This is a genomic window from Variovorax sp. PBL-E5 (assembly GCF_901827185.1).
Taxonomy (GTDB): domain Bacteria; phylum Pseudomonadota; class Gammaproteobacteria; order Burkholderiales; family Burkholderiaceae_C; genus Variovorax.
In genome coordinates this window covers 2,802,278-2,828,999 of record NZ_LR594671.1, presented here as the reverse complement: position 1 = coordinate 2,828,999, position 26,722 = coordinate 2,802,278, and the positions used below count along the sequence as shown (strand labels likewise).

Genomic DNA, 26,722 nt, shown 5'->3' with positions numbered 1-26,722 from the left:
TGGCAGCCACGGGCGGCCGATACGGCGTCAGGCCGCGGCGCTGACGAAAGCGGGCGGCGGGGGGCTGCCGGCGGACAGCGTGAGCACCTCGTAGCCGGTCTCGGTGACCAGGACCGTGTGCTCCCATTGCGCCGACAGCGAATGGTCGCGCGTGACGATGGTCCAGCCGTCGTACTGGCCGCCCTTGGCGTCTTCCTTGATGTCGCGCTTGCCGGCGTTGATCATCGGCTCGATGGTGAAGGTCATGCCGGGCTTGAGTTCTTCCAGCGTGCCGGGCTTGCCGTAGTGCAGCACCTGCGGCTCCTCGTGGAAGCCGCGGCCGATGCCGTGGCCGCAGAACTCGCGCACCACCGAGAAGCCGTTGCTCTCGGCAAAGCGCTGGATCGCGAAGCCGATGTCGCCCAGGTGGATGCCGGGCCTGACCTTGACGATGCCGTGCCACATGGCTTCGTAGGTGAAGGCGCACAGGCGCTTGGCTGCGATCGAGGCGTCGCCGACCACGAACATGCGGCTGGTGTCGCCGTGCCAGCCGTCCTTGATGACGGTGATGTCGCAGTTGACGATGTCGCCCTTCTTGAGCGGCTTGTCGTTCGGGATGCCGTGGCACACCACGTGGTTGACGGAGGTGCAGATCGACTTGGGGTAGGGCGTGCTGCTGGCGCCCATGTAGTTGAGCGGCGCCGGGATCGCGCCCTGGACCCCGGTGATGTAGTCGTGCGCAAGCTTGTCGATCTGGTTGGTGGTCACGCCGGGCTGGATGTGCGGGGTCAGGTAATCCAGCACCTCGGACGCGAGGCGGCACGCGACGCGCATGCCGGCCACGCCTTCGGCGTCTTTGTAGGTAATGCTCATGCCCCGAATTATCCCATCGAGCCCGTTAAACTTCAGGGTTATCGCGGATGGCCCCAGTCAGCGGCCGCCGCCTCATTGCTTGACTCCCAACGCGGCCTGCCGGCCGATCCGAACGTGACGTTGCCCGTGAACCCGTCTGCCCATCCCGTCGTCCCCGTGGTGACCTTCTTCGAGGGCGGCAGCGCACTCAGCGATTTCCGGGCGCGCCAGCTGCTGCCGCGCCTGCAGGCTATCGAACCGCGCATCGAGGGCATCGGCGCCCGCCACGTCCACCTGGTGGTGACCGACGCGGCGCTCGCGGATGCGGACCGCGCGCGCTTCGAGGCGCTGCTGAGTTACGGCGAACCCTTCGCCGCGCCCGGAAAGGCCGGCCCGACGGTCGTGGTCACCCCGCGCCTGGGCACGGTGTCGCCCTGGGCCTCGAAGGCGACCGACATCGCCCACAACTGCGGCCTCGCGCTGCGCCGCGTCGAACGCGTGACGCAGTACCACCTGGTGCTCAAGGCGCCCCTGCTGGACAAGGCCTTCGGCAAGTCGCCGACGCTCGAAGGAGACCAACTGGCCGCCGTCGCAGCGCTGCTGCACGACCGCATGACCGAGTCCGTGCTGGCCACGCTCGACCAGGCCGCCAGCCTGTTCGCCGAGCTGCCGGCGCAGCCGATGGCGCAGGTCGACGTGCAGGGCGGCGGCCGCGCGGCGCTGGTGGCGGCCAACACCACCTTCGGCCTGGCGCTGGCCGAGGACGAGATCGACTACCTGGTCGACGCCTTCACCCGCATCGGCCGCAATCCGAGCGACGTCGAGCTGATGATGTTCGCTCAGGCCAACAGCGAACACTGCCGGCACAAGATCTTCAACGCCGATTTCATCGTCGACGGCGTGGCGCAGCCGCAGAGCCTGTTCTCGATGATCCGCCACACCGAGCGCCAGAACCCGCAGCACACGGTGATCGCTTATTCCGACAACGCCTCCGTCATGGAGGGCACGCAGATCGAGCGCTTCGTCGCTGCCTCCGGATCGGGCCGCTACGGCAAGGCGCAGGCCCGCAGCCACGTGCTGATGAAGGTCGAGACCCACAACCATCCGACCGCCATCTCGCCCTTTCCGGGCGCCTCGACCGGCGCCGGTGGCGAGATCCGCGACGAGGGCGCGACCGGCCGCGGCTCGAAACCCAAGGCCGGCCTGACCGGCTTCACCGTGTCGACGCTGTGGCCGGCCGAGAACGGCTTCGGCAAGCCCGCGCACATCGCGAGCCCGCTGCAGATCATGACCGAGGGGCCGCTCGGCGGCGCCGCCTTCAACAACGAATTCGGCCGACCGAACCTGCTGGGTTATTTCCGCGAGTACGAGCAGTCGATCGTGAGCGACATCGATACCTTGCAGCGCGGCTATCACAAGCCCATCATGATCGCCGGCGGCCTGGGCAGCATCGATGCGACGCAGACAAAGAAGATCCGCTTTCCGGCCGGCGCCTTGCTGATCCAGCTCGGCGGCCCTGGCATGCGCATCGGCATGGGCGGCAGCGCCGCCAGCTCGATGGCCACGGGCGCCAATGCGGCCGAACTCGATTTCGATTCGGTGCAGCGCGGCAACCCGGAGATCGAGCGGCGCGCGCAGGAGGTCATCAACCACTGCTGGCAGCAGGGCGACGCGAACCCGATCCTGGCGATCCACGACGTCGGCGCGGGCGGCCTGTCGAATGCATTTCCCGAACTCACCAACGACGCCGGCCGCGGCGCACGCTTCGATCTGCGCGCGGTGCCGCTCGAGGAGTCGGGCATGGCGCCCAAGGAGGTCTGGTGCAACGAGAGCCAGGAGCGCTACGTGCTGGCGATCGCGCCGGAATCGCTCGCGCAGTTCCGCACGTTCTGCGAGCGCGAGCGCTGCCCGTTCGCAGTGGTCGGCGTCGCGACCGAGGAGCGGCAACTGGTGGTGGCGCAGGGCGTGCCCCTCACCCCGACCCTCTCCCCAGAGGGGAAAGGGAGCCGAGCGGACTTGCCCCCTCTCCCTCTGGGAGAGGGTTGGGGTGAGGGCCACCCGGCCGTCGACATGCCCATGGACGTTCTCCTCGGCAAACCCCCGAAGATGCTGCGCGACGTTACGACCCTCGCGCGCCGCTTCAAGCCGCTGGACCTGACCGGCGTCGACTTGCAGAAGGCTGCGATCGACGTGCTGTCTCATCCCACGGTCGCTTCCAAGCGCTTCCTCATCACCATCGGCGACCGCACGGTCGGCGGCCTCAGCCACCGCGACCAGATGGTCGGCCCGTGGCAGGTGCCGGTGGCGGACTGCGCCGTGACGCTGGCCGATTACGCGGGCTTCGCGGGCGAGGCCATGAGCATGGGCGAACGCACGCCGCTGGCCGCCATCGACGCGCCGGCCTCGGGCCGCATGGCGGTGGGCGAGGCCATCACCAATTTGCTGGCAGCGCCGATCGAACTCTCGCGCGTCAAGCTCTCGGCCAACTGGATGGCCGCCTGCGGCGAACCGGGCGAGGACGCGGCGCTCTACGAAACCGTCAAGGCCGTCGGCCTCGAACTGTGCCCGGCGCTCGGCGTGTCGATCCCGGTCGGCAAGGACTCGTTGTCGATGCGCACCCAGTGGCAGGACGATGGCGTGCAGAAGAAAGTCACCTCGCCCGTGAGCCTGATCGTGAGTGCCTTCGCCACGCTGGCCGACGTGCGGGGCACGCTCACGCCGCAGCTCGATGCCGTCGAGCCCGACACCACGCTGGTGCTGGTCGACCTCGGCCGCGGCCGGCAGCGCATGGCGGCCAGCATCCTGGCGCAGACCCTGGGCCAGAGCGGCGACGTGGTGCCCGACCTCGACCGTCCCGAAGACCTGGTGAATCTCGTGGCCGCGGTGAACGCGCTGCGCGCCGAGGGCAAGCTCCTCGCGCTGCACGACCGCAGCGACGGTGGCCTGTTCGCCGCCGCCTGCGAGATGGCCTTTGCCGGCCACGTGGGCGTGGCCCTCAACGTCGACATGCTCGTGACCGAAGGCGACGGCATCAGCGACAGCCGCGCCGAATACGGCGACGCCAAGAACTGGGCCGGGCAAGTCAGCGCGCGGCGCGAGGAACTCACGCTCAAGGCGCTTTTCAACGAAGAATTGGGCATGTTGCTGCAGGTGCGCACCGCCGAGCGCAACGAGGTCATGCAGACCTTGCGCGCGCACGGCCTGAGCACCCACAGCCATTTCGTCGGCAAGACCCGGCCGGCCAGTTCCGCGATGGATGCGGGCAAGGGCAAGCTCGAGGTCTGGCGCGATGCCAAGGCGGTCTTCAGCGCCAGCCTGCACGACCTGCACCAGGTGTGGGACGCGGTGAGCTGGAAGATCTGCCGCGAGCGCGACAATCCCGCCTGCGCCGATGCCGAGCACGCGGCCGCCGGCGATCCGGCCGATCCCGGCGCGCACGTGCTGCTGGCGCCGGGCGCCGCCGACGACGTCGGCGCGCCCTTCCTGAACCTGGCCAGACCGAGGGTCGCGATCCTGCGCGAGCAGGGCGTCAACTCGCATGTCGAGATGGCCTATGCGTTTGCCGAGGCGGGCTTCGAATCCTTCGACGTTCACATGACCGACCTGCAGACGGGCAGGGCGGACCTGGCCGACTTCAAGGGCGTGGTCGCCTGTGGCGGCTTCAGCTACGGCGACACGCTGGGCGCCGGCATCGGCTGGGCGCGCAGCATCACCTTCAATCCGAGGCTGGCCGATCAGTTCGCGCGCTTCTTCGGCCGCGGCGACACCTTCGGGCTCGGCGTCTGCAACGGCTGCCAGATGTTTGCCGAACTGGCCGACATCATCCCGGGCGCCGAGGCCTGGCCGCGCTTCACCACCAACCAGAGCGAGCGTTTCGAGGCGCGGCTGGCGATGGTCGAGGTGCTCGACTCACCAAGCCTCTTCTTCGCCGGCATGGCCGGCAGCCGCCTGCCGATCGCGGTGGCGCATGGCGAGGGTTATGCCGACTTCCGGCATCGCGGCGATCCGGCCCGGGCCACTGCCGCGATGCGCTTCGTCGACAACCACGGCCAGCCGACCGAGGCCTATCCCTTCAACCCGAACGGCAGCGCCGGCGGCCTCACTGCGGTGACCACGTCCGACGGCCGCTTCACCGCGACCATGCCGCATCCCGAACGCGTGTTCCGCAACGTCCAGATGAGCTGGACTTCGGGCGACAAGAGCGAGTTCAGCCCGTGGATGCGGATCTGGCGCAACGCCAGAAAGTGGGTGGGTTGAAGACTGTAGCTCCGACACCAACAAGAAAGCGGCCCATGGGCCGCTTTCTTGTTCCAGAAACACCGCGGATCCGGCTCCGCCGGTCCGCCGGTGTTGCCCCCTGAAAGGGGGTGGGCGGCCACACGAAGTGGGCAAGCCTGGGGGTTATTCAACCTTTGCTTTGGCGCGCAGTTCTTCCTGGTATTTCTGCAACTGCTGCTGCTGCAACTGCTGCACGATCTGCGGCTTGACTTCCTCGAGCTTGGGCATCTGCGCCTGGCGGATGTCGTCGACGCGGATGATGTGGTAGCCGAACTGCGACTTGACCGGCACGGTCGTGGTCTCGCCCTTCTTGAGCTTGATCATCGCTTCCGAGAACTCGGGCACGAAGCTGCCCGGTGCGGCCCAGTCGAGGTCGCCGCCGTTGGCGCCCGAACCCGGGTCCTTGCTCTGCTTCTTGGCGATGTCCTCGAACTTCGCGCCCTTCTTGAGGTCGGCCAGGATCTTCTTGGCCTGGTCCTCGGTCTCGACCAGGATGTGGCGTGCCTTGTATTCCTTGCCGCTGTTGGCGGCGGCGAACTTGTCGTACTCGGCCTTCACGTCGGCGTCCGAGATCGGGTTCTGCTTGCGGTAGTTGTCGAACAGCGTGCGGATCAGGATGGCCTGGCGCGCCAGCTCGAGCTGGTTCTTGTAGTCGTCGGTGGCGTCGAGGCCCTGCTTCTGCGCTTCCTGCATGAAGACTTCACGCGCGATCACTTCTTCTTTCAGCTGCGGCTGCATCTCGGGCGTGACCGGCCGGCCGGCGCTGGCCAGCTGCTGGGCCAGCACGTCCATGCGCGCCTTGGGCACCGGCTTGCCGTTGACGACGGCGACGTTCTGCGCCAGCGCAGCGACCGGCAGTGCGCCGAAGAAAACGGCTGCGGCAATGCCTTGCAAGAGTTGTTTTTTCATGAGGAAGACTCCGGGGGGGATGCGCGCCATGGAAAAGCGCTGGAATGAAAAAGAGGGGGGTGGATGCGCCGCCCGCAATGGCGGCGGTGAGTCAAAAGAAGCGCTTCAAAGCGTCTCGATGGCAATCGCGTGAAGGCCCTGTGCGATGAAAACTTGCAGCGCATCATACACAAGCCGATGCCGCGCCACGCGGGCCTTTCCGGCGAACAGCGGCGAGGCGACGCGCACCCGGAAATGGGTGCCGTAGCCTTGCGGGCCGGCGCCCGCATGGCCGGCGTGTGCGGCGCTTTCGTCGATCACTTCGAGCAGCGTGGGTGCGAGCGCATCGCGCAGGCGTCCCTCGAGCTGGGTGGCGGTGGGCGGCATCATGCGGCCGGCTCGTCCGACTTGAGGTGGGGCGAGATGTAGAGGCCCTGCGCGACCAGGAAGACGATCGGGAACGCATAGCCCCAGAGCTTGAAATTGACCCAGGCCTCGGTGCTGAAATACGCCGCCACATAGCCGTTGACGACGGCCATGAAGAGGCAATACCCGATCCAGGCGACGTTGAGCCGACCCCAGATCTGCGCCGGCAATTCGAGTTGCGCGCCCAGCAGCATCTTGAGGAAATTCTTCCTGAATCCCCACAGCGCGACCGCCAGTGCCACGGCCATCGCGCCGTACAGCACCGTCGGCTTCCACTTGATGAAGCGGTCGTCGTGCAGCGCCAGCGTGAGCGCGCCGAAGAGCAGGATCAGCACCAGCGTCGCCTTCTGCATCGGCTCCAGTCGCCGGTGCATGAACCAGATGATCGCCATCTGCACGACCGTCGCGGCCATCAGCACGCCGGTCGCCATGTAGATGTCGTAGAGCTTGAACGCGCCGAAGAACAGCAGGATCGGAAAGAAGTCGAGGATCAGTTTCATGTGCCGTCCGAACCGCTTTTCTTCTGGAAATCGAGCGAGGCCGAGTTCATGCAGTAGCGCAGGCCGGTCTCGGTCGGGCCGTCGGGAAACACGTGGCCCAGATGGGCGCCGCAGTTGGCGCAGACGTTCTCGGTGCGCGTCATGCCGAGCGAACGGTCGACGATGTTCCTGATCGCGCCGGGCACGGCCTCCTGCGAGAAGCTGGGCCAGCCGCAGCCGGCATCGAACTTGGTGGCCGACTCGAACAGCTTGGCGCCGCAGCAGATGCAGTGGTAGGTGCCGTCTTCCCAGTGGGCTTCGTACTTGCCGGTGAAGGGACGTTCGGTGGCCGCATGGCGCGTGACCTCGAAGGCGCCGCGCTCGGCGCCTTTCTCGGCCAGCAGCGCCTTCCATTCGGCATCGGTTCGGGGCAGGGGTGCGGTCATGATGAGCAGCTGATCTCGATGGTGGAAGCCCAGTCGGGCGGGAAGCCGGCGAAAGCCTCGTGGCCGGCATGTTCTTCAAATGGGGATTCGAGCAGCCTGAGCAAGGTGGCGACGCCCGAGAAGTCTTTTTGCAGCGCCGATTCGATCGCCTGCTGGCCCAGGTGGTTCCGCAGCACGAACTTCGGATTGGTCCGGCGCATGAGCCCGGCGGCCAGCTCCGATGGCGTCTGGGCTCGCCGCTCTGAAAAGGATAGCAGCCAGGCGTCGAGCCCGGCCCGGTCGAGGAACAGGTCGCGCACCGGCTCCGGGTTGCCGTCCGCCACGCAGGCCGACAGCCGGCGCCAGAAGATCGTGTAGTCGACCTTTTCCTTGGCCAGCAGCTTGAGCGCGTCCTCGATCAGCACGCGGTCAGCAGGGGCCGAATCCGCGAGCCCGAGCTTGGCCCGCATGCGGGCCTCGAAGGCGTCCGGGAACACGGTCCGGTACGACGCCAGCGCAGCGAGCGCGATCTCCTGGTCGCCGATCAGCGGCAGCAGCGCCTGGGCCAGGCAATGCAAGTTCCAGTAGGCCACGTTGGGCTGCTGGTTGAAGGCATAGCGGCCGGCGGTGTCGCTGTGGTTGCAGATGTGGCGCGGATCGAAGCCGTCGAGGAACTGGAACGGCCCGTAGTCGATGGTGAGGCCGAGGATGCTCATGTTGTCGGTGTTCATCACGCCATGGCAGAAGCCGATCGCCTGCCATTGCGCGAGCAGGGCGGCGGTGCGCTCGCTCACCGCTTCGAGCAGCGCGGCATAGGCGTTGCCGTCGAAGCGGGACGTGGTGCGGCAGGCCGGATAGAAGTGGTCGATGACGTGATCGGCCAGGGTCCGCAATTCGGCGTCGCGCCCGTTGGCCGCGAAATGCTCGAAGTGGCCGAAGCGGATGAAGCTGGGCGCGGCGCGCGTGACGACGGCCGCGGTCTCGATCTCCTCGCGCCGCACGCGCGCATCCGAACCCGTCACGCACAGCGCGCGCGTGGTCGGGATGCCGAGTGCATGCATGGCCTCGCTGCACAGGAACTCGCGAATGCTGGAGCGCAGCACCGCGCGGCCGTCGCCCATGCGCGAATAGGGCGTCAGGCCCGCGCCCTTCAACTGCAGCTCCCAGCCGCTGCGCGTCTCGCCCAGCAGGATGGCGCGGCCGTCGCCCAGCTGGCCGGCCCAGACGCCGAACTGGTGCCCGCTGTAGACGCTGGCCAGCGGATCGCTGCCGGCCAGCAGTTCGTTGCCGGTGAAGACCTCGAGCGCCTCGGCCGAGGCGAACCAGCCGGCATCCAGACCGAGCTCGCGCGCCAGGCCTTCGCTGCGGCCGACCCAGTAAGGCTCCGGCAATGGCGTCGGCTGCAGCCGCGTGTAGAACGCCGGACCCAGGGTCGCGAAGCGGTGGTTCCACTGCAGGCCGGTGTCGGCCGCCAGCGCAGCCTCTGAAATCAGGGTCATGCCTGCGATTGTCCGGCACTTCGAAAGGCCGCACCGCGGGCATTCCCGCATCGCCTGTCTGCTGCGCTGCGCAATACTGATGGCAACGCTTTTTTACCAATTCGAGGAGTTTGCGCGATGCTGGGTTTGATGCAGGACCAACCGCTCTTGATCTCGTCGCTGATCGAGTTCGCGGAGCGCCATCACGGCGACGCCGAGATCGTCTCGCGGCGTGTCGAAGGAGACATTCACCGTACCACCTGGCGCCAGATCGCCGCGCGCTCGCGGCAGGTCGCCAACGCACTGGACGACGAGCAGCTGCTGTTCAGCGACCGGGTCGCGACACTGGCGTGGAACGGCTACCGCCACGTCGAGATCTACTACGGCGTGAGCGGCACCGGCCGCGTGTTGCACACCATCAACCCACGGCTGCATCCCGACCAGATCGCCTGGATCGCCAACCATGCCGAAGACCAGATCCTCTGCTTCGACCTGAGCTTCCTGCCGATCGTCCAGGCCATGCATGCCAAGTGCACCACCATCCGCAAGTGGATCGCGCTGTGCGATGCCGACAAGCTGCCGGCCGACAGCGGCGTGCCCAATCTGGTCAGTTACGAGGCCTGGATGGGCCAGCGTTCCACCACCTACGCCTGGCCGAGCTTCGACGAGAATTCCGCCTCCAGCATGTGCTATACGAGCGGCACCACCGGCAATCCCAAGGCCGCGCTCTACAGCCATCGCTCGACGCTGCTGCATGCCTATGCCGCCGCCCTGCCCGACGTGATGTGCCTGTCGGCGCGCGATTCGGTGCTGCCGGTGGTGCCGATGTTCCACGTCAACGCCTGGGGCATTCCGTACTCGGCCGCGCTGGTCGGCGCCAAGCTCGTGTTTCCGGGTCCGGCGCTCGACGGCAAATCGGTGTTCGACCTGATCGAGTCCGAGAAGGTCACCTTTGCCGCCGGCGTGCCGACGGTCTGGCAAATGATGCTCGGCCACATGCAGGCCAACGAGCTGAAGTTCTCGACCTTGAAGCGCACGGTGATCGGCGGCTCGGCCTGTCCGCCGGCCATGATCAACACCTTCCAGCAGGTCTATGGCGTCGAGGTGCTGCATGCCTGGGGCATGACCGAGATGTCGCCGCTCGGCACGCTGTGCACGCTCAAGAACAAGCACCTCGGCCTGCCGCAGGCGCAGCAGACCGCGATCCGCATGAAGCAGGGCCGGGCGATCTTCGGTGTCGACATGAAGATCGTCGACGGCGAGGGCGGGGAGCTGCCCTGGGACGGCAAGGCTTACGGCGACCTGCTGGTCAAGGGCCCGTGGATCGTCAAGGAATACTTCAAGGGCGAGGGCGGCGATCCGCTGATCCCCGACGACCAGGGCCGAGGCTGGTTCCCCACCGGCGACGTCGCCACCATCGATGCCGACGGCTACCTGCAGATCACCGACCGCAGCAAGGACGTGATCAAGTCCGGCGGCGAATGGATCAGCTCGATCGACATCGAGAACATCGCCGTCGCCCATCCGGCGGTCGCGATGGCGGCGTGCATCGGCGTGGCGCATCCGAAGTGGGACGAGCGCCCGATCGTCGTCGTGGTGAAGAAGCCCGGCGCGCAAGTCACGCGCGACGAGTTGCTGGCTTTCTACCAGGGCAAGACCGCCAAGTGGCAGATCCCGGACGACGTGGTGTTCGTCGAATCGATCCCGCTCGGCGCGACCGGCAAGATCCTCAAGACCCGGCTGCGCGAGCAGTTGCGCGACTACAAGCTGCCGGGCGTCTGAGAACGGCGGCGGCGCGCGTCAGAGGCGCTCGGCCCGCGGCTTGGCAATGCACGCCAGGGCATCGTCGGCCCAGCGCGCGAGCTTCGCGAGTTCGGGTTCCCTGGCGCTGCGCTCGGCCGCTGCCAGGACCTGCTTCATGAGCTGGAAGCGATGCTCCAGGCTTTCGCGCTCGGCGGGAGAAGGCCAGCGCTCCATCGCGCCTTGCAGCAGCCGGCGCGCGCGGTCCAGTTCATCGGTCTTCGTCGCACCGCCGTCGACCGCCGTGCGCAGGTTGCTGGCCGTCAGCAGTTCGAGCGTGTTGGTGTAGTGCCAGAAGCGCGTCGACAGGCTTTCGGCGTCGATCTCTGCGATGAGATCGGACACCGCCTCCTGCAGCGCCCGATGCAGCTGCGCATCCGGTGCCGCGTCGCCGCGCGACAGATCGGCGAGCGCGCCCGCCAGCAAGGCATTGGACAGCGCGAAGGCACGCCGGTCGGCACTGTCGCGCGGCTTGCCGCACTTGTTCTCGTAGCCGCGCCGGAAGCAATCCGCAGCCTGGTCCAGCAGCGCGGTGCGCTGCGCACCGTCCTTCGCAGCCTGGCGCAGCTTGTCGCCGCCGAGCAGGCACAGATGCTCGGAGGCGGCACTCTCGTTCACCGCCTGCTCGTCGGGAACGTCGGCCGGCAGCGGCCATCGCGTGCTGTCGTCGGCCAGGCCGTCGAGCCATTTCAGCAGCGCCGCCGAGGCGTTGTGCGGATCGGGCGCGCCATCGCCCTGCTCGATGCGGGACAGTGAATTCGCCATCAGCTCGATCTGGCGCAATTGGAGCTTCGAGTAGGCGATGCGGGCAGCGCTCTGGAACCAGCGCAGCGCATCGCGGTGCGCGCCGAGCTCGCGATAGGCCTCGCCGAAAGCCGTGTGGACCACCGAGGCATTGAGCCAGCTCTTGCGGTCCGGATCGTCGGCCAGGCTGCGCTCCAGCTCCGACAGCTGCCATTTCAGCTCCGCCTGCGGCTTGTCTCCGGCCAGCGCGACCGCCTGCATCACGCGCTGGGCCAGCTCGCGCGGACTCATGCAGCTTTCGATGCCGCGCAGCCGCGAGCTTCCTTCGCGCCGGACGGCGGCGCCGGCGCGCGCCTCGCTCTTGGCCAGCTGCCATTCGGCGTCGCCATAGCATTGGTACGCACCCCAGGTGTTGCCGCGCTGCGAACTGCTGTCCCACACATGGCTGCGCGCGCGATGGACCGCTTCGCCGAAGGTGCTGCCGTCGAGCAGGCTCTGATAGAGCGAGGTGGCGAAGGCCTGCCCGGCATCGTCCTCGATCTGCCAGCCCGCGGCGACCACCGCCTTGGAGCCCATGCGGATGAACTGCAGCGCCAGGCTGGCGGCCAGCACGGGGTAGTTGCGCCGGCCCTCCGCCGATGCCGCATCGGCCGCCGAATCGCGCGCCGAGTAGCAGCAGTTGATGAAGACGAACTCGGGGGCCGGGTCCATCTGGTCCACGTCGGCCGCGGTCAGGATCTGCTGATGGCTCAGCACCATGCCGGTCTTCGTCACCGGACGGCGCTCTCCGCCCCGGACGGTCTCGTTCGCCACCCACTGGTCGACCACGCCGTGGCCGCACAGATGGAGCAGGCGGCAAGGCCGCGCCAGCAATTCGGTGCGCACCTGCTCGAAGGTCACGAGCGGGCCGATCAGCGGCTTGATGCGCCAGGGCCGATCGTCACCGGTCAGCGCGTCGACCGCGAGTTCGGCTTCGCGCAGCGCGCCCGCCAGCGGCGCATAGGCGAGCGGCTGGCCCTGCGCGTTCTTCCAGCCCTCGGTGCTCGTCGCGCCGACGACCAGCGCATCCCAGCCGTCGGAAATGTTGGGCAGGCGGCGGAAATCCTCGGTGCTGCGCTGCCGGATCAGGCCGGCCTGCACGCCCAGCGGAAAGGCTTCCTCGACCCGGCCGGCATCGCGCGCGGGCGGCCTGAGCAGTTCCCAGGGCAGGCTGGCCGCCTCGTCGTCGAGCACCAGGATCGTGTTCTCGAAGTTGGCGATGCGGCTCTTCAGATCCTGCGGCAGCAGCAGCTGGAACAGCACGCGGCCCAGGTCGGTGCCGCTGCCTTCGCTGGCGCTGCGCAGCGCCTCTTCGTTGCTGACGCGCGCGATGTACGGCGCGAGACTGCCGATGTCGGAGAAGGTGCGCGTCGATTCGACCCGTGCGCGCTCGGCGATCAGCGAGTAGTGCAGCCCGGCCAGCCCTTCCTGCTTCTGCACGACCAGCCGCTGCCATACGGTGTTCGAGTAGCGCGGGCGGTAGCCGCTGAGCCCGCCGTCGCGGATCTCGAGCACCTGCTTGCGCCAGGTCAGCCGCTGGCGCCACTCGGGGCGGCGCAGCAGGTCGCGCAGTTCGTAGGCCGCATCGAGCGCGACCGATTCGATGATCTCGACGATCTCGACTTCGGCCAGGCACACGGGCCGCCCGATCGGTGCGTCGCGCGCCAGCAGCTGGGCGGCGCGCCAGATGCCGTTCAGCACGCCGGTCAGGCTGTCGCGCGCCGAGATCGCATGCACGTGGGTGCCGATCAGCAGCGTCGACAGGCGCAGCTGCACCGGGTCGTGCCGGTCGACGAAGGGATCGACATGCACATGCTCGAAGGCGAAGCGCAGCAGGCCGCGCGTGACGGTGTCGGCCAGCGAAGCCGGCGTCAGTTCGCCCACCGTGCCGAGGCCGAGCACCAGGGTGCCGGGATAGGAGGGCGGTTTGCCGTCCTCGGTCCTCGGACGCAGGTAGATGCCGGTGCGCGAGGCGCCCTCGAACAGGTGCAGGTCGAGCATCCGCTGCAGCATCCCGCCGAGCTTCTCGTCGACGCGCTTGCCGGCGCCGATCAGCCGCTCGTTCAGGTAGTGGCCGACGATCAGCGGGAAGCGTGCGTAGTCGAGGCTGCCGTGCACCACCCGGACCTCGATCGGCTGCGGCGCCGTGGCAGCCGGCGCCTGCGAGCGCATGCCGAGCAGGAAGGCCATCGGATCGGCGGGCAGGCTCGGCAGCGTTTCCTCGGCGGGGCGAAGCATCGGCGCCTGCGGCGCATCGGAGGCCGCATCGGGCGCTGCGCGCGACACCGGCCGCTGCTGCGGCAGCGCCGCGGTGCGGCCGGTGTGGAGCAGCTCGAAGTACGCCTCGAAGGCCGAGACATGGTCGGCCAGGTCGCCATGTCCGCACGCGGCGTACCAGGTGCGCTGGCCGTCGAGCGTCGAGTTCCAGCCGACAGTGCCGTCGCCCTCGCGCCGATAGCCGAAGGCGATGCCGGCGGTGTCGGTCTGCGCGATCTCGCCGAAGCCCGCCCAGGCTTGCGGCTCGACCTTCACCAGCGCCACCGGGGTGTCGCCCTGGCCGGCGACGTAGAGGACGTTCGGATCTTTCTTCAGGTCGGCAAAGCTCGCCTGCATGGCCGCTCGGAAGCGGCCGGCGCGCTCCAGCGTGCCCGGGTCGGGCGCGTGCGCGCGGCGGTCCTCGCGCAGCAGCCGGTCCCAGGTCGCGGGGACGAACCAGTCGCCGAAGGTGGGATCGGCGTCGTGCGGCAGCATGTCCATCAGGCCTTCGAAGCGGCCGCCCCAGCCGGCCAGGTCCTCCGGCGTGACCTTGCGGGCCGCCATGGCGAGCCACTGGCCGAGCCGATGCTGCTGCATCAGCAGCATGACTGGCGCATAGGAGCCCGCATTGGGCGTGCCGAGCATCAGGAGGCGGCTGCCGCGCTGCTTGAGCTCGGTCCAGAGCGCGGGCGAATCCTGGAGCAGCGCGGCGCGTGCGACCAGCCCGCCCATGGAATGCGCGATCAGGTGGATGGGGTTCGCGGGCGCCAACTGCCGGATGTCGCGCAGCAGGCCGGCCAGCGCGCGGCCGCTGTCCATGATCGGCGCGCGCCAGTCGTAGGGGAAGGTCACGACGTTGAACTGCGCGCTCGCGCGCTCCAGCAGGCGTTCATAGGCGATCGCCACCAGGCCGGAGGCGCCCAGCGCCTGCGCGGATTGCGTCAGCCACTCGAGCTTCGCGAGTTCGCCCTTCAGCGCGGCCGAGGGAGACAGCCAGACGCGTTCCCCGGGCTGGCCATCCAGACAGCTCAGCTCGCTGCCCATGATGCCCGGCAGCACCACCAGCACGGGCCGCGCCGGCATCTGGCCGATCGCTGCGAGCCAGCGCTGCCGCGGCCAGCGCGAACGCGGATCGGCGGTCAGCGCCTGCAGCAGGCCGCGCGTGCGCCGCTCGTCCTCGGCCAGCGACAGCCAGCCGTCGTCCTGCCCGGCCAGCACGCCCATCAAGGGCCGCCGCGACAGTGCGTCGGCCTTGAAATAGCCGAAGTGGGTGACCGACTTGTCGGCCACGCGCAGGCTTCTGGCATCGGCGCGCTCGAAGCCGCCGAACATGGAATGGGTGTGCACGACGAAGTCGTGATCGTGCAGGCCGTAGAAGAGGTCGCCCAACATCGTCGTGAGGCCGCCCCAGCCGAGGCCGTCGCTGTCGCCCGCGATCACGCGCAGGCGTTCGGGCAGCACCACCGTGCAGCCGTTCAGCGCCAGGGTCAGCGGCGAGCCCGGGATCATCGCTTCCAGCCCGGGGATGCTGCGCGCATCGCCGCGCGCCGCCACCAGCGAACGCACGAAGCCGTTGAAGCGCTCGTACATCGTTACGCCGTTGGTGCCGAAGGCCAGCCCGATGGCGCGCAGCATCAGCGACAGGTACAGGTCGGTGCGGCGGTCGGCCAGCAAGGTGCCGCGCGCCGGGCAGGCGACCCGCACGAAGGTGCCGATCCTGAAGCGCGCGCCTTTGGCGAGCAGCGCGAAGAGGCGCTCGATCCGGGATCCGTCGGCCGGCGTGCCGTCCGGGTGGCCGCCTTCGTAAGCCCTTTTGAACAGCGCCTCGAGCTGCGTCCATTGCGTCGTCGTGATGCTGCCGGCACCGGCGAGGCACAGCAGTTCACCGATCATGCCGCCGCGGGAGTGCGACACCAGATCGATGGTGCCCGCCTCGGGCATGGCATCGAGCGCCTCGAGCAGTTCGATGGCGTTGTCGATCGGGCTGCGGGTCAGGCTGCGGTGCTCCCAGGCGAGCAGGCTGTCGTAGCGGCTGCAGAGCGCCAGGAAATCCGGCGCGGCCGTCTTTCGCTCCGCGCTGTCCGCCTTGGCATCCGGCATCCAGAGCCGGCTGAAGCTGCCGCGCGTGCTCGACGCGGTGCCGTGGAGGAACAGCAGGATCCTGTCGCGCGGCGCCGCCTGCGACAGCTCGCACGGCCGCCAGTCGCATTCGGCCGCCGCCCATTCGAGCAGGCAGCCGCCGGCGCGGCCCACGCCGGCGTCGAGCACCGCGTCTTCGTAGGTCGCGCAGAGCCCGGCCGCGACCCATGCGCCTGCGTGCATCGGCCTGGCACCGAGCCAGCGGTCGATGACATCGGTCGCGATCGCGCCGGTGTCGTAGAGACGGTCGAGCAGCGTCGGCGGCGTCAGCCGCGCGATCCTGTACATCTCGACGGGTGTAGCTGCCGGGCCGGCGCCGCCGCTGCGGGTCGCCTCGGCCGGGCGCTGGAGTTCGAACGGAAGGACCACGCGGGGCCGGTGCTCGGGACGCGCCGGCGCCGGCCCGTCGGCGCCTCGTCCGCGCGCTTCCACCACCGCGGCGAGGGATGCTGCGGACGCATGGCGCGCGGCGAATTCGGCGGGCGAGGTGTGCAGCACGGAGCCATCCGAGAAATGGACGCTCAGCACGTCGGCCGCGGCGTACTGGTCCGGGTCGAAGCCGTCGCCCGCGCCGGCGCCGCGGGCGCCCTGCTGCACGGTGGCGATCTCGTCCAGGTGGCTGCGGATCAGCAGGTCGAACGCGTTCATCTCTGCGGGCCGTGTCTCGGGTGGCATGGCGTTCCCTCCTCGTGCCGCGATGTAGCGCCGGCGGTCGGGCTTCGTCAATACGCCAAACGAGGTGGGAGCGCGCCGGCGCGCCCATGGCATCGGCCGCGATGGCTCGTCCTACCGCCCGGTAGAACGGCGCGGGCGGCGCTGTCGCATGGGTGATAGAAACCGCTCCGGCGGCAGGGCGCTTACGGGCATTCCCTGACGGGCGAGGTGCCAAAGGCTTGTAACCTCATCTCGCCTTGACAGCAGACCAGGAGACATACATCGTGAACTTTCACCTGAGACTCGTAACCGCCGCCGTTCTGGCCGCCAGCGCCACCGGCGCCTTTGCCCAGAAGGGCGAAACCGTGAAGATCGCCTGGATCGATCCGCTGTCGGGCCTGATGGCCTCGGTCGGCACCAACCAGCTCAAGACCTTCCAGTTCTTCGCCGAGGAATTCAGCAAGAAGAACGCGGCCGGCGTGAAGTTCGAGATCATCGGCATCGACAACAAGCTCAGCCCGCAGGAAACCACCAGCGCCTTGCGCTCGGCCATGGACCAGGGCGCGCGCTACGTCGCGCAGGGCAATGGCTCGGGTGCGGCGCTCGCGATCATCGACGCGCTCGAAAAGAACAACGCGCGCAACCCGGGCAAGGAAGCGCTCTACCTGAACTACGCGGCCGTCGACCCCGACCTGACCAACAGCAAGTGCAGCTACTGGCAATACCGCTTCGACGCCGACACCTCCATGAAGATGGAAGCGCTGACCACCTACATGAAGGACCAGCCGGACATCAAGAAGGTCTACATCATCGGCCAGAACTACTCGCACGGGCAGCAGGTGTCGAAGTTCGCCAAGGAAGACCTGAAGGCCAAGCGCCCGGACATCCAGATCGTCGGCGACGACCTCCATCCGCTCGCACAGGTGCGCGACTTCTCGCCCTACATCGCCAAGATCAAGGCCTCGGGTGCCGACACCGTGATCACCGGCAACTGGGGTTCCGACCTGGCGCTGCTGATCAAGGCCGCCAACGACGCCGGCCTCAACGTCAAGTTCTATACCTACTACGCCGTGACCACCGGCACGCCGACCGCCATGGGTGCGGCTTCCGACGGCAAGGTCTACCAGGTCGGCTATGCCCACTACAACATGGGCGGCGACATGCAGCGCTATGCCAACGAGTTCAAGAAGAAGTTCAACGACGATCTCTACACCTCCGACGTCTACACCGTGTTCCAGGCCCTGGTGGAAGGCTTCGTCAAGGCCAAGTCGACCGATCCGGTCAAGGTCGCCGCCGCCATGGAAGGCATGAAGTTCAAGAGCTTCAACGGCGACGTCGAACTGCGCAAGAGCGATCACCAGATGCAGCAGGGCCTGTACATCGCCCGCTGGGAGAAGGCCAGCGCCAAGTACCCGTACAGCCCCGAGAACACCGGCTACACGCTGGCACCGGTGAAGTACTACGACGCCTACGTGGCCAGCACGCCCACCTCGTGCCAGATGAAGCGGCCGGGCAGCCCCTGATGGCGGCTTGACCGGTCGAGGCCCGACTTCAACACTCGGGCCTTTTTCATTTCCATTTGATCCCGAGGACCGATGAACGTTGAATTCTTCGTCATCTCGCTGCTCAACGGCGTGAGTTACGGGCTGCTGCTGTTCATGCTGAGTTCCGGCCTCACGCTGATCTTCAGCATGATGGGCGTGCTGAACTTCGCCCACACCAGCTTCTACATGCTCGGCGCCTACCTGGCGTACACGATCTCGGGCGTGGTCGGCTTCTGGCCGGCGCTGGTGCTGGCGCCGCTGATCGTGTTCGCGCTCGGCGCGGCCTTCGAGCGCTACAGCCTGCGGCGTGTGCACAAGTTCGGCCATGTGCCCGAGCTGCTCGTGACCTTCGGACTGTCCTACCTGATCCTCGAACTGGTGCAGCTGATCTGGGGCCGCTCCACCGTGCCCTACGGCTTGCCGACGCAATTGCAGGGGCCGCTCTTCACGCTGTTCGGCACCCAGTTCCCGAAATCGCGCTCCTTCATCATGCTGGTCGCCGTGCTGATGCTGATCTCGGTCTGGCTGCTGCTCACGCGCACCCGCGTCGGGCTGGTGATCCAGGCTGCGCTCACGCACCCGGAGATGGCCGAGGCGCTCGGCCACAACGTGCCGCGCGTCTTCATGCTGGTGTTCGGCGGCGGCGCCGCGCTGGCGGGACTGGCCGGCGTGATCGGCGGCAACACCTATATCACCGAGCCGGCCATGGCCAACTCGGTCGGCTCGATCATCTTCGTCGTCGTCGTGGTCGGTGGCATGGGCTCGCTGGCGGGCGCCTTCCTGGCTTCGCTGCTGATCGGCATCATCCAGACCTTCGCGGTGGCGATGGACCAGTCGCTGGCGACCGGGCTGCAAGCGCTCGGCGTCGCCGTGACGGAGCAGACACCGGGCTACGAACTGCTCAAGCTCACGATCTCGCAGGTGGCGCCGATCCTGCCCTACCTGTTCCTGGTGCTGATCCTGATCTTCAGGCCCAAGGGCCTGCTCGGTACGCGGGAAGACTGACGCATGGCCACGCAGTACTACCGCTTCAAGCCCTGGAACATCGGGCGCATCGGGATCTGGTCGCTGTTCGCGATCGCGCTGATCGTCGCGCCGCTGCTGTTCAGGAGCAGCCTCGCGCTGACCATGCTGTCGCAGATCGGCTACCTCATCATCATCTGCCTGAGCTACAACATGCTGCTGGGGCAGGGCGGCATGCTGAGCTTCGGCCATGCCGTCTACGTCGGGCTGGGCTCCTTCATCGCCATCCACACCATGAACCTGGCCACTGCCGGCCACCTCCCGCTGCCGCTGGTGCTGATCCCGCTGGCCGGCGGGCTGGGCGGCATGTTCTTCGCGGTGCTGTTCGGCTTCGTGACGACCAAGAAGTCCGGCACCACCTTCGCGATGATCACGCTCGGCATCGGCGAGCTCGTGGCTTCGATGGCGCTGATGTTCCCGAGCTTCTTCGGCGGCGAGGGCGGCATCACGACCAACCGGGTCTACGGCGCGCCCTTCCTCGGCCTGACTTTCGGCCCGCAGATCCAGGTCTATTACCTGATCGCCGTGTATTGCTTTGTCTGCACGGCACTGATGTACGCCTTCACGGGCACGCCGCTCGGCCGCATCCTGAACGCGGTGCGCGACAACCCCGAGCGCGTGGCCTTCATCGGCTACAACACCCAGCGCGTGCGCTACTTCGCCTTCATCATCGCGGGCTTCTTCGCCGGCATCGGCGGCGGGCTCAACGCCATCAACTTCGAGATCGTCAACGCATCGGACAGCCTGAACGGGTTGCGCTCGGGCAGCTACCTGCTGTTCACCTTCCTGGGCGGCGCGACCTTCTTCTTCGGGCCGATCATCGGCGCGGCGCTCCTGGTGTTCGCGCTGGTGCTGCTGTCGGAACTCAGCAAGGCCTGGCTGCTGTACGTCGGCCTGGTGTTTCTCTTCATGGTCATGTTCGCACCCGGCGGCGTCGCGAGCCTGATCATGATGAACCTGCGAGTCGCGAAATTCGGCAAGTTCAAGCGCTTCTGGGTGCTCTACGCGGGCCTGATCGCGACCGGCGCGCTCGTCATCGCGGGCGCTGCGGCCATCGTCGAGATGATCTATCACATGCAACTCGATGCGGCCCTCGGGCCGGAACTCGCCTTCGCCGGCATGACGCTCGATACCTCGGCGCCCACGAGCTGGTTGGTTTGCACCGCCATGCTGGTGGTCGGGCTGATCCTCCTGGAGATCGTGCGTCGGCGTTTCGTGCGGACCTGGGGGCATGCGCAGGAAGAGATCGAGCTGGAACTCAAGCGCAGGGAGGTGGCATGACCCTTGCACTTGAACTCAAGAGCCTGCGCAAGACCTTCGGCAAGACCGAGATCATCCGCGGCGTCGATCTCGCCATCGAGGCCGGCGACCGCATCGCGATCATCGGACCCAACGGCGCCGGCAAGTCCACGCTCTTCAACCTGATCAGCGGCCGGCTCGCGCCCACCAGCGGCGAGGTGCTGCTCAACGGCCAGCGCATCAATGGCAAGCAGCCCTTCGAGATCAACCGGCTCGGCCTGTCGCGCAGCTTCCAGATCACCAACATCTTCCCCAAGCTCAGCGTGTTCGAGAACCTGCGCTGCGGCGTGCTGTGGAGCCTGGGCTACCGCTACACCTTCCTGCGCTTCCTGTCGCGCCTGGACGATGCCAACGAGCGCACCGAGGCGCTGATCCGCCAGGTCGGCCTGGAGAAGAAGCGCGACGTGCTGGCGGTGAACCTCACCTATGCCGAGCAGCGCGCGCTGGAGATCGGCGTCACCATCGCCGGCGGCGCCAGCGTGATCCTGCTCGACGAGCCGACCGCCGGCATGAGCAAGACCGAGACCGCGCACTTCATCGCGCTGATCAAGCAGGTCACGGTCGGCAAGACGCTGCTGACGGTGGAACACGACATGGGCGTGGTGTTCGGCCTGGCCGACAAGATCGCGGTGGTGGTCTACGGCGAGGTGATCGCCTTCGACACGCCGGCCGCGGTGCGCGCGAATGCGCGCGTGCAGGAGGCCTACCTCGGCTCCTCCGTGGCCGATGCGCAAGGGCAGGGACACTGACGACATGCTCAAGCTGCAAGACATCCACGCCTACTATGGCAAGAGCCATGTGCTGCATGGCGTTTCCTTCGACGTCGGTCCGGGCGAGATCGTCGCGCTGCTGGGCCGCAACGGCTCCGGCCGCTCGACCACCGCCAAGGCCATCATGGGCCTGGTGCATGCCGAAGGCACGCTGCGCTGGAAGGAGCAGGACATCCTGCGCCGCAAGGCCTACGAGATCGCGCACCTGGGCATCGGCTATGTGCCCGAGAACCGCGACATTTTCCCCAAGCTCACCGTGCACCAGAACCTGCTCTTGGGACAGAAGGGCAAGGGCACCGGCAGCCGCTGGCAGTTCGAGGACATGTACGGCATGTTCCCACGCCTGAAGGAACGCCAGCACACCGAGGCCGGTGTGCTCTCCGGCGGCGAGCAGCAGATGCTGACCTTGTGCCGCACGCTGATGGGCGACCCCGACCTGATCATCATCGACGAGCCGACCGAAGGCCTCGCGCCCAAGATCGTCGAACTGGTCGGCGAGTATCTGCGCACGCTCAAGGACAAGGGTATCTCGGTGCTGCTGATCGAGCAGAAGCTGACGATCGCGATGCAGATCTCCGACCGCGCCCTGGTGATGGGCCATGGGAGCATCGTGTTCGACGGCACGCCGGACAGCCTGCGCGCCGATGCGGCCACCCGCAAGGAGTGGCTCGAAGTCTGAACGCTTCGGGCCGTTTGTCTCGGCAGCGACTGCGAGGTCGTTGCGGGGTCATGCGAAACGCCTAGAATTCAATAAAAAAGAACACTCGTGCTTTTTGGCGCGAAGCTGGATTTTTCCGATCCCCTCCCATCCCAAAGGAACGCAGCATGACGGCTGAATACAAAGTGATCGGCGATGTCGCCGTGATCACCCTGACCAATCCCCCGGTCAACGGTCTCGGTTACGCGACGCGCGTCGGCATCACCGACGGACTGTCCAAGGCCGCGGCCGATCCGGCCGTCAAGGCCATCGTCGTCACCGGCGCCGGCAAGGCCTTCTCGGGCGGCGCCGACATCAAGGAATTCGGCACGCCCAAGGCGATCCAGGAGCCCAACCTGCTGAGCGTGATCCGCGCGCTCGAAGCCTCGGACAAGCCGATCGTCGCCGCGATCCACTCGGTCTGCATGGGCGGCGGGCTCGAACTCGCCATGGGCTGCCACTACCGCGTGGCCGCGCCCGGCACCAGCGTCGCGCTGCCCGAGGTCAAGCTGGGCCTTCTGCCCGGCGCCGGCGGCACCCAGCGCCTGCCGCGCCTCCTGGGCGTGGAAACCGCGCTCAACATGATCGTCAGCGGCGAAGCCGTCAAAAGCGAACTGCTGGCCTCGCTGCCGGGCCAGAAACTGTTCGACAAGCTGGCCACCTCGCCCGAATCCCTGTTCGACGACGCGCTCGCGTTCGCCAAGTCCGTCATGGGCAAGACCGGCGACGCGCTGCCGCTGGTGCGCAACCTGCCGTGCAAGCATCCGCAGGGCGATGCCTACTTCCAGTTTGCGCGCAACATGGTCGCGGGCATGTCGAAGAACTACCCGGCGCCGCTCAAGTGCGTGGACGCGGTCGAGGCGGCGACGAAGATGAAGTTCGAGGACGGCATGGTCGAAGAGCGCAAGACCTTCATGGCGCTGATGTTCACGCCCGAGTCGATCGCGCTGCGCCACCTGTTCGTGGCCGAGCGCGCCGCATCCCGCATCCCCGACGTGCCCGAGGACACGCCCAAGCGCACGATCCAGTCGGTCGGCGTGATCGGCGCCGGCACCATGGGCGGCGGCATCTCGATGAACTTCCTGAACGCCGGCATCCCGGTGAAGATCCTCGAGATGAAGCAGGAAGCGCTCGACCGCGGCGTCGCCACCATCAAGAAGAACTACGAGGCCCAGGTCAAGAAGGGCAAGCTCAAGCAGGCCAAGTACGACGAGCGCATGGCGCTCCTGAGCACCACGCTGAGCTACGACGAACTGAAGGACGCCGACCTGATCATCGAGGCCGTGTTCGAGGAGCTCGGCGTCAAGGAGAAAGTGTTCAAGGAACTCGACCGCATCGCCAAGCCCGGCGCCATTCTGGCGTCCAACACCTCGACGCTCGACGTCGACAAGATCGCGGCCTTCACGAAGCGCCCTCAGGACGTGGTCGGCATGCATTTCTTCAGCCCGGCCAACGTGATGAAGCTGCTCGAAGTGGTGCGCGGCAAGCAGACCGGCAAGGACGTGCTGGCCACCGTGATGGCAGTGGCCAAGAAGATCAAGAAGACGGCCGTGGTTTCCGGCGTCTGCGACGGCTTCATCGGCAACCGCATGATCGAGCAGTACTCGCGCCAGGCCGGCTTCCTGCTCGACGAAGGCGCGACGCCGCAGCAGGTCGACCGCGCCGTCGAGAAGTTCGGCTTCGCGATGGGTCCGTTCCGCATGGGCGACCTCGCGGGCAACGACATCGGCTGGGCGATCCGCAAGCGCCGCGCGACCGAGCGCGCCGACATGAAGTACAGCAAGACCGCCGACAAGCTCTGCGAACTGGGCCGCTTCGGCCAGAAGACCGGGGCAGGGTGGTACGACTACCTGCCCGGCAAGCGCGACGCGATCCCGAGCCCGGTGGTGGCCGAGCTGATCGAGAAGCACCGCAAGGACGAGGGCATCACGCCGCGCAAGATCTCCGACGAGGAAATCGTGCAGCGCCTGGTCTATTCGCTGGTCAACGAAGGCGCCCACATCCTCGAGGACGGCATCGCCAGCAAGTCCGGCGACATCGACATGGTCTACCTCACGGGCTACGGCTTTCCGCTCTGGCGCGGCGGCCCGATGCACTATGCCAACCAGGTCGGCCTCTACAACGTGGCCGAGGCGATGAAGCGCTTCGCGAAGAACCCGCGCGACGACGCGAGCTTCTGGCAGCCGGCACCGCTGATCCAGACGCTGGTGGCCGAAGGCAAGCAGTTCAGCTGAGCACACGGCGGTGCCGACAGTGATCAAACGGGTCCTGCTCGTCGTCCTGCTGGCGCTGCTCGCGCTGGCGGCGGTGGTCGCGGTCAACACCTGGCGCATGCCCTCGCGGCAGCTGCGCGTGGATGCGATCGAGAAGATCGCGGTCGACCCGGACGCCGCGGCCCGCCGCCTCTCGGGCGCGATCCCGTTCCGCACAGTGTCGAGCTTCGACGGCATGGAGCGCAACGGCCAGGAGTTCAGGAAGCTGCAGGCCTACCTGGCCGAGCAGTTTCCCCGGCTGCATGCGACGCTCAAGAAGGAAGTCATCGGCGACAACGCCTTGCTCTACACCTGGACCGGCAGCGATCCGTCGGCCAGGCCGGTCGCGCTGATGGCGCACCAGGACGTGGTGCCGATCGCGCCCGGCACGGAGAAAGCCTGGTCCGCCGATCCCTTCAGCGGCGCGATCAAGGACGGCTTCGTCTGGGGTCGCGGCACCTGGGACGACAAGGGCAACCTGCTGGCGCAGATGGAGGCGATCGAGATGCTGGTCGCCAGCGGCTTCCAGCCGCGGCAGACGGTCTACCTGATCTCCGGCGACGATGAGGAAGTCAACGGGTTGCGCGGCGCGCTGCCGATCGCGCAGCTCCTGAAGTCGCGCGGCGTGCGGCTCGACTGGGTGCTCGACGAAGGCCTGCTGGTCACCGAAGGCGTGCTTGCAGGCCTGGACAAGCCGGCCGCGCTGATCGGCATGGCCGAGAAGGGCTACGGCACCTTCTTCCTCACGGTCGACACGCAACCTGGCCACGCCTCGATGCCGCCGAGCCGCAGCGCCATCGGCATCCTCAGCGCGGGACTCGCGAAGCTCGAAGCGAACCCGATGCCGGCGTCGATCGGCGGCGTCGCGGCCGACATGTTCAACGCGCTGGCACCCGAGATGCATGGCGCCAACCGGGTCTTCATGTCGAACCTCTGGCTGTTCGGCCCGCTGGTGCGCCACGAGCTCGAGAAGTCCGCGAGTACCAGCGCGGTGCTGCGCACGACCACGGCGCTGACCATCGTGCGCGCCGGCAACAAGGACAACGTGCTGCCGGGCCGGGCCGAGGCCGCGGTCAATTTCCGCGTCCTGCCGGGCGATACGCTGGCCTCGGTGCAGGAACACATCCGCAAGACCGTCGATGACCCGGCGATCACGATCAAGGCCTATCCGGGCAACGCGGAGCCGACGCCGGTGGCATCGTCGACGAGCGACAGCTACCGAATGCTTCAGACGACGGTGCAGCAGACCTTCCCCGATGCAATCGTGGTGCCGGGCCTGTACATCGCCGCTTCGGACTCGCGCCATTTCGTCGACATCGCCGACAGCGTCTACCGCTTCGAGCCGGTGCGTGCGCGGCCCGAGGACCTGGGACGCTTCCATGGCACCAACGAGCGCGTCTCGATCGCCAACTACGTCGAGATGATCCAGTTCTATCACCAGCTGCTGCGCAACACGGCACAGCCCCGGTAACCTCATTCATTCTTCTTTCCAAAAGGACTCCATCATGACCCGCGCCGTCATCGTCTCCACCGCCCGCACGCCGCTCGCCAAGAGCTGGAAGGGCGCCTTCAACATGACGCACGGCGCCACGCTCGGCGGCCATGCGGTGCAGCATGCGGTCGCGCGCGCGGGCATCGATCCCGCGACCGTCGACGACGTGATCATGGGCTGTGCCAACCCCGAAGGCGCGACCGGCGCCAACATCGCGCGCCAGATCGCGCTGCGCGCCGGCCTGCCGATCACCACCTCGGGCATGACCATCAACCGCTTCTGCTCCTCGGGCCTGCAGACCATCGCCACCGCGGCGCAGCGCATCGTCGCGGGCGAGGGCGAGGTCTACGTGGCCGGCGGCGTCGAGAGCATCTCGTGCGTGCAGAACGAGATGAACAAGCACATGCTGGCCGATCCCTGGCTGGTCAAGCACAAGCCCGAGATCTACTGGAACATGCTGCAGACGGCCGAGCAGGTTGCCAAGCGCTACAACATCGGCCGCGATGCGATGGACGAATACGGCGCCGCCAGCCAGCAGAAGGCCACTGCCGCGCTCGAGGCCGGCCGCTTCAAGGAAGAGATCGCGCCGATCACCGTGACGGCCGGCGTGGCCGATGCGGTGATGGGCCTGCGCACCAAGGAAGTCACCGTCGAGAACGACGAAGGCATCCGCGCCGGCACCACCAAGGAAGGCATCAGCGGCATTCGCTCGGCCGTGCCTGGCGGCCTGATCTCGGCCGGCAACGCGAGCCAGTTCTCCGACGGCGGCGGCGCCTGCGTGGTGGTCGAGGAGAAGTATGCCGAGCAGAGGGGCCTGAAGCCCCTCGGGCGCTTCCTCGGCTTCGCGGTCGCGGGCTGCGAGCCCGACGAAATGGGCATCGGCCCGGTGTTCGCGATCCCCAAGGTGCTCAAGCGCCTCGGCCTCAAGATCAGCGACATCGATCTGTGGGAACTCAACGAGGCCTTCGCGGTGCAGGTGATCTACTGCCGCGACAAGCTCGGCATCCCGGGCGAGCTGCTCAACGTCGATGGCGGCGCGATCGCGGTCGGTCATCCTTACGGCGTGAGCGGGCAGCGGCTGACGGGCCACGCGCTGATCGAGGGCAAGCGGCGCGGCGCGAAGAAGGTCGTGGTCACGATGTGCATCGGCGGCGGGATGGGTGCTGCCGGCGTTTTTGAAGTTCTTTGACTTCAGGGGTACCGTTGCG

17 protein-coding genes are annotated in these 26,722 nt (G+C 67.5%); 10 read left to right on the top strand and 7 right to left on the bottom strand.

Translation table 11 applies throughout. From position 1 onward, the window contains the following. Positions 1-27: 27 nt before the first annotated feature. Positions 28-852, bottom strand: a complete 825-nt coding sequence (map, locus tag WDLP6_RS13755; RefSeq protein WP_162592773.1) for a type I methionyl aminopeptidase — start codon at positions 850-852, stop codon at positions 28-30. Between the two features lie 126 nt (positions 853-978). Between map and purL the strand changes: the two genes are divergently transcribed. After that, on the top strand, positions 979-5,088 hold the full coding sequence (purL, locus tag WDLP6_RS13750) for a phosphoribosylformylglycinamidine synthase (RefSeq protein ID WP_174259936.1): 4,110 nt from the start codon (positions 979-981) through the stop codon (positions 5,086-5,088). 144 nt (positions 5,089-5,232) lie between these two features. Here the strand turns inward: purL and WDLP6_RS13745 are convergent, their stop codons facing one another. The 5 genes from WDLP6_RS13745 to WDLP6_RS13725 all read right to left on the bottom strand — a co-directional run bounded on the left by WDLP6_RS13745 (position 5,233) and on the right by WDLP6_RS13725 (position 8,826). After that, complete coding sequence (locus WDLP6_RS13745; RefSeq protein ID WP_162567742.1) at positions 5,233-6,018, bottom strand: foldase protein PrsA; 786 nt, start codon at positions 6,016-6,018, stop codon at positions 5,233-5,235. A gap of 105 nt (positions 6,019-6,123) precedes the next feature. Next, positions 6,124-6,384 carry a BolA family protein gene (locus tag WDLP6_RS13740; protein WP_162595091.1) on the bottom strand — a complete coding sequence of 87 codons (261 nt, stop codon included), beginning with the start codon at positions 6,382-6,384 and terminating at the stop codon, positions 6,124-6,126. After that, positions 6,384-6,923, bottom strand: a complete 540-nt coding sequence (locus WDLP6_RS13735) for a septation protein A (RefSeq protein ID WP_162567741.1) — start codon at positions 6,921-6,923, stop codon at positions 6,384-6,386. The genes WDLP6_RS13740 and WDLP6_RS13735 overlap by 1 nt, the downstream gene beginning before the upstream one ends. After that, positions 6,920-7,348, bottom strand: a complete 429-nt coding sequence (gene msrB / locus WDLP6_RS13730) for a peptide-methionine (R)-S-oxide reductase MsrB (RefSeq protein ID WP_162567740.1) — start codon at positions 7,346-7,348, stop codon at positions 6,920-6,922. Before msrB ends, WDLP6_RS13735 begins: the two co-directional genes overlap by 4 nt. Next, a complete protein-coding gene (locus tag WDLP6_RS13725) occupies positions 7,345-8,826 on the bottom strand; it encodes a protein adenylyltransferase SelO (RefSeq protein ID WP_162592772.1) in 1,482 nt (493 codons plus the stop codon). The genes msrB and WDLP6_RS13725 overlap by 4 nt, the downstream gene beginning before the upstream one ends. 117 nt (positions 8,827-8,943) lie before the next feature. Between WDLP6_RS13725 and WDLP6_RS13720 the strand changes: the two genes are divergently transcribed. Next, entirely contained in the window at positions 8,944-10,587 is a 1,644-nt protein-coding gene (locus WDLP6_RS13720; RefSeq protein ID WP_162592771.1) for a 3-(methylthio)propionyl-CoA ligase, read from the top strand. An 18-nt stretch (positions 10,588-10,605) separates the two neighbouring features. Here WDLP6_RS13720 and WDLP6_RS13715 read toward each other — a convergent pair whose 3' ends face one another. Then, on the bottom strand, positions 10,606-16,458 hold the full coding sequence (locus WDLP6_RS13715) for a DUF7379 domain-containing protein (RefSeq protein ID WP_162592770.1): 5,853 nt from the start codon (positions 16,456-16,458) through the stop codon (positions 10,606-10,608). 263 nt (positions 16,459-16,721) lie between these two features. Between WDLP6_RS13715 and WDLP6_RS13710 the strand changes: the two genes are divergently transcribed. The 8 genes from WDLP6_RS13710 to WDLP6_RS13675 all read left to right on the top strand — a co-directional run bounded on the left by WDLP6_RS13710 (position 16,722) and on the right by WDLP6_RS13675 (position 26,703). Further along, positions 16,722-17,960: a branched-chain amino acid ABC transporter substrate-binding protein gene (locus WDLP6_RS13710; protein WP_162592769.1), complete on the top strand. Its 1,239-nt coding sequence runs from the start codon at positions 16,722-16,724 to the stop codon at positions 17,958-17,960. A 72-nt stretch (positions 17,961-18,032) separates the two neighbouring features. Further along, positions 18,033-18,986 carry a branched-chain amino acid ABC transporter permease gene (locus tag WDLP6_RS13705; RefSeq protein WP_162567735.1) on the top strand — a complete coding sequence of 318 codons (954 nt, stop codon included), beginning with the start codon at positions 18,033-18,035 and terminating at the stop codon, positions 18,984-18,986. Positions 18,987-18,989: 3 nt separating this feature from the next. After that, positions 18,990-20,285, top strand: a complete 1,296-nt coding sequence (locus WDLP6_RS13700) for a branched-chain amino acid ABC transporter permease (RefSeq protein WP_162592768.1) — start codon at positions 18,990-18,992, stop codon at positions 20,283-20,285. Beyond that, positions 20,282-21,052 carry an ABC transporter ATP-binding protein gene (locus tag WDLP6_RS13695; RefSeq protein WP_162592767.1) on the top strand — a complete coding sequence of 257 codons (771 nt, stop codon included), beginning with the start codon at positions 20,282-20,284 and terminating at the stop codon, positions 21,050-21,052. The genes WDLP6_RS13700 and WDLP6_RS13695 overlap by 4 nt, the downstream gene beginning before the upstream one ends. A 4-nt stretch (positions 21,053-21,056) precedes the next feature. Next, positions 21,057-21,752 carry an ABC transporter ATP-binding protein gene (locus tag WDLP6_RS13690; protein ID WP_162567732.1) on the top strand — a complete coding sequence of 232 codons (696 nt, stop codon included), beginning with the start codon at positions 21,057-21,059 and terminating at the stop codon, positions 21,750-21,752. 146 nt (positions 21,753-21,898) lie between these two features. Then, a complete protein-coding gene (locus tag WDLP6_RS13685; protein WP_162592766.1) occupies positions 21,899-24,004 on the top strand; it encodes a 3-hydroxyacyl-CoA dehydrogenase NAD-binding domain-containing protein in 2,106 nt (701 codons plus the stop codon). A 19-nt stretch (positions 24,005-24,023) separates the two neighbouring features. Further along, positions 24,024-25,493, top strand: coding sequence for a M20 family peptidase (locus tag WDLP6_RS13680; RefSeq protein ID WP_232077459.1), 1,470 nt, complete (start codon positions 24,024-24,026; stop codon positions 25,491-25,493). Positions 25,494-25,527: 34 nt separating this feature from the next. Continuing rightward, complete coding sequence (locus WDLP6_RS13675) at positions 25,528-26,703, top strand: acetyl-CoA C-acyltransferase (RefSeq protein WP_162592764.1); 1,176 nt, start codon at positions 25,528-25,530, stop codon at positions 26,701-26,703. Positions 26,704-26,722: the final 19 nt, after the last annotated feature.

Coding starts and splice junctions, on each gene's coding strand:
- map (WP_162592773.1), bottom strand. CDS start 852: ATGAGCATTACCTACAAAGACGCCGAAGGCGTGGCCGGCATGCGCGTC.
- WDLP6_RS13705 (WP_162567735.1), top strand. CDS start 18,033: ATGAACGTTGAATTCTTCGTCATCTCGCTGCTCAACGGCGTGAGTTAC.
- WDLP6_RS13745 (WP_162567742.1), bottom strand. CDS start 6,018: ATGAAAAAACAACTCTTGCAAGGCATTGCCGCAGCCGTTTTCTTCGGC.
- msrB (WP_162567740.1), bottom strand. CDS start 7,348: ATGACCGCACCCCTGCCCCGAACCGATGCCGAATGGAAGGCGCTGCTG.
- WDLP6_RS13675 (WP_162592764.1), top strand. CDS start 25,528: ATGACCCGCGCCGTCATCGTCTCCACCGCCCGCACGCCGCTCGCCAAG.
- WDLP6_RS13715 (WP_162592770.1), bottom strand. CDS start 16,458: ATGCCACCCGAGACACGGCCCGCAGAGATGAACGCGTTCGACCTGCTG.
- WDLP6_RS13685 (WP_162592766.1), top strand. CDS start 21,899: ATGACGGCTGAATACAAAGTGATCGGCGATGTCGCCGTGATCACCCTG.
- WDLP6_RS13725 (WP_162592772.1), bottom strand. CDS start 8,826: ATGACCCTGATTTCAGAGGCTGCGCTGGCGGCCGACACCGGCCTGCAG.
- WDLP6_RS13740 (WP_162595091.1), bottom strand. CDS start 6,384: ATGCCGCCCACCGCCACCCAGCTCGAGGGACGCCTGCGCGATGCGCTC.
- WDLP6_RS13690 (WP_162567732.1), top strand. CDS start 21,057: ATGCTCAAGCTGCAAGACATCCACGCCTACTATGGCAAGAGCCATGTG.
- WDLP6_RS13695 (WP_162592767.1), top strand. CDS start 20,282: ATGACCCTTGCACTTGAACTCAAGAGCCTGCGCAAGACCTTCGGCAAG.
- WDLP6_RS13720 (WP_162592771.1), top strand. CDS start 8,944: ATGCTGGGTTTGATGCAGGACCAACCGCTCTTGATCTCGTCGCTGATC.
- WDLP6_RS13700 (WP_162592768.1), top strand. CDS start 18,990: ATGGCCACGCAGTACTACCGCTTCAAGCCCTGGAACATCGGGCGCATC.
- WDLP6_RS13735 (WP_162567741.1), bottom strand. CDS start 6,923: ATGAAACTGATCCTCGACTTCTTTCCGATCCTGCTGTTCTTCGGCGCG.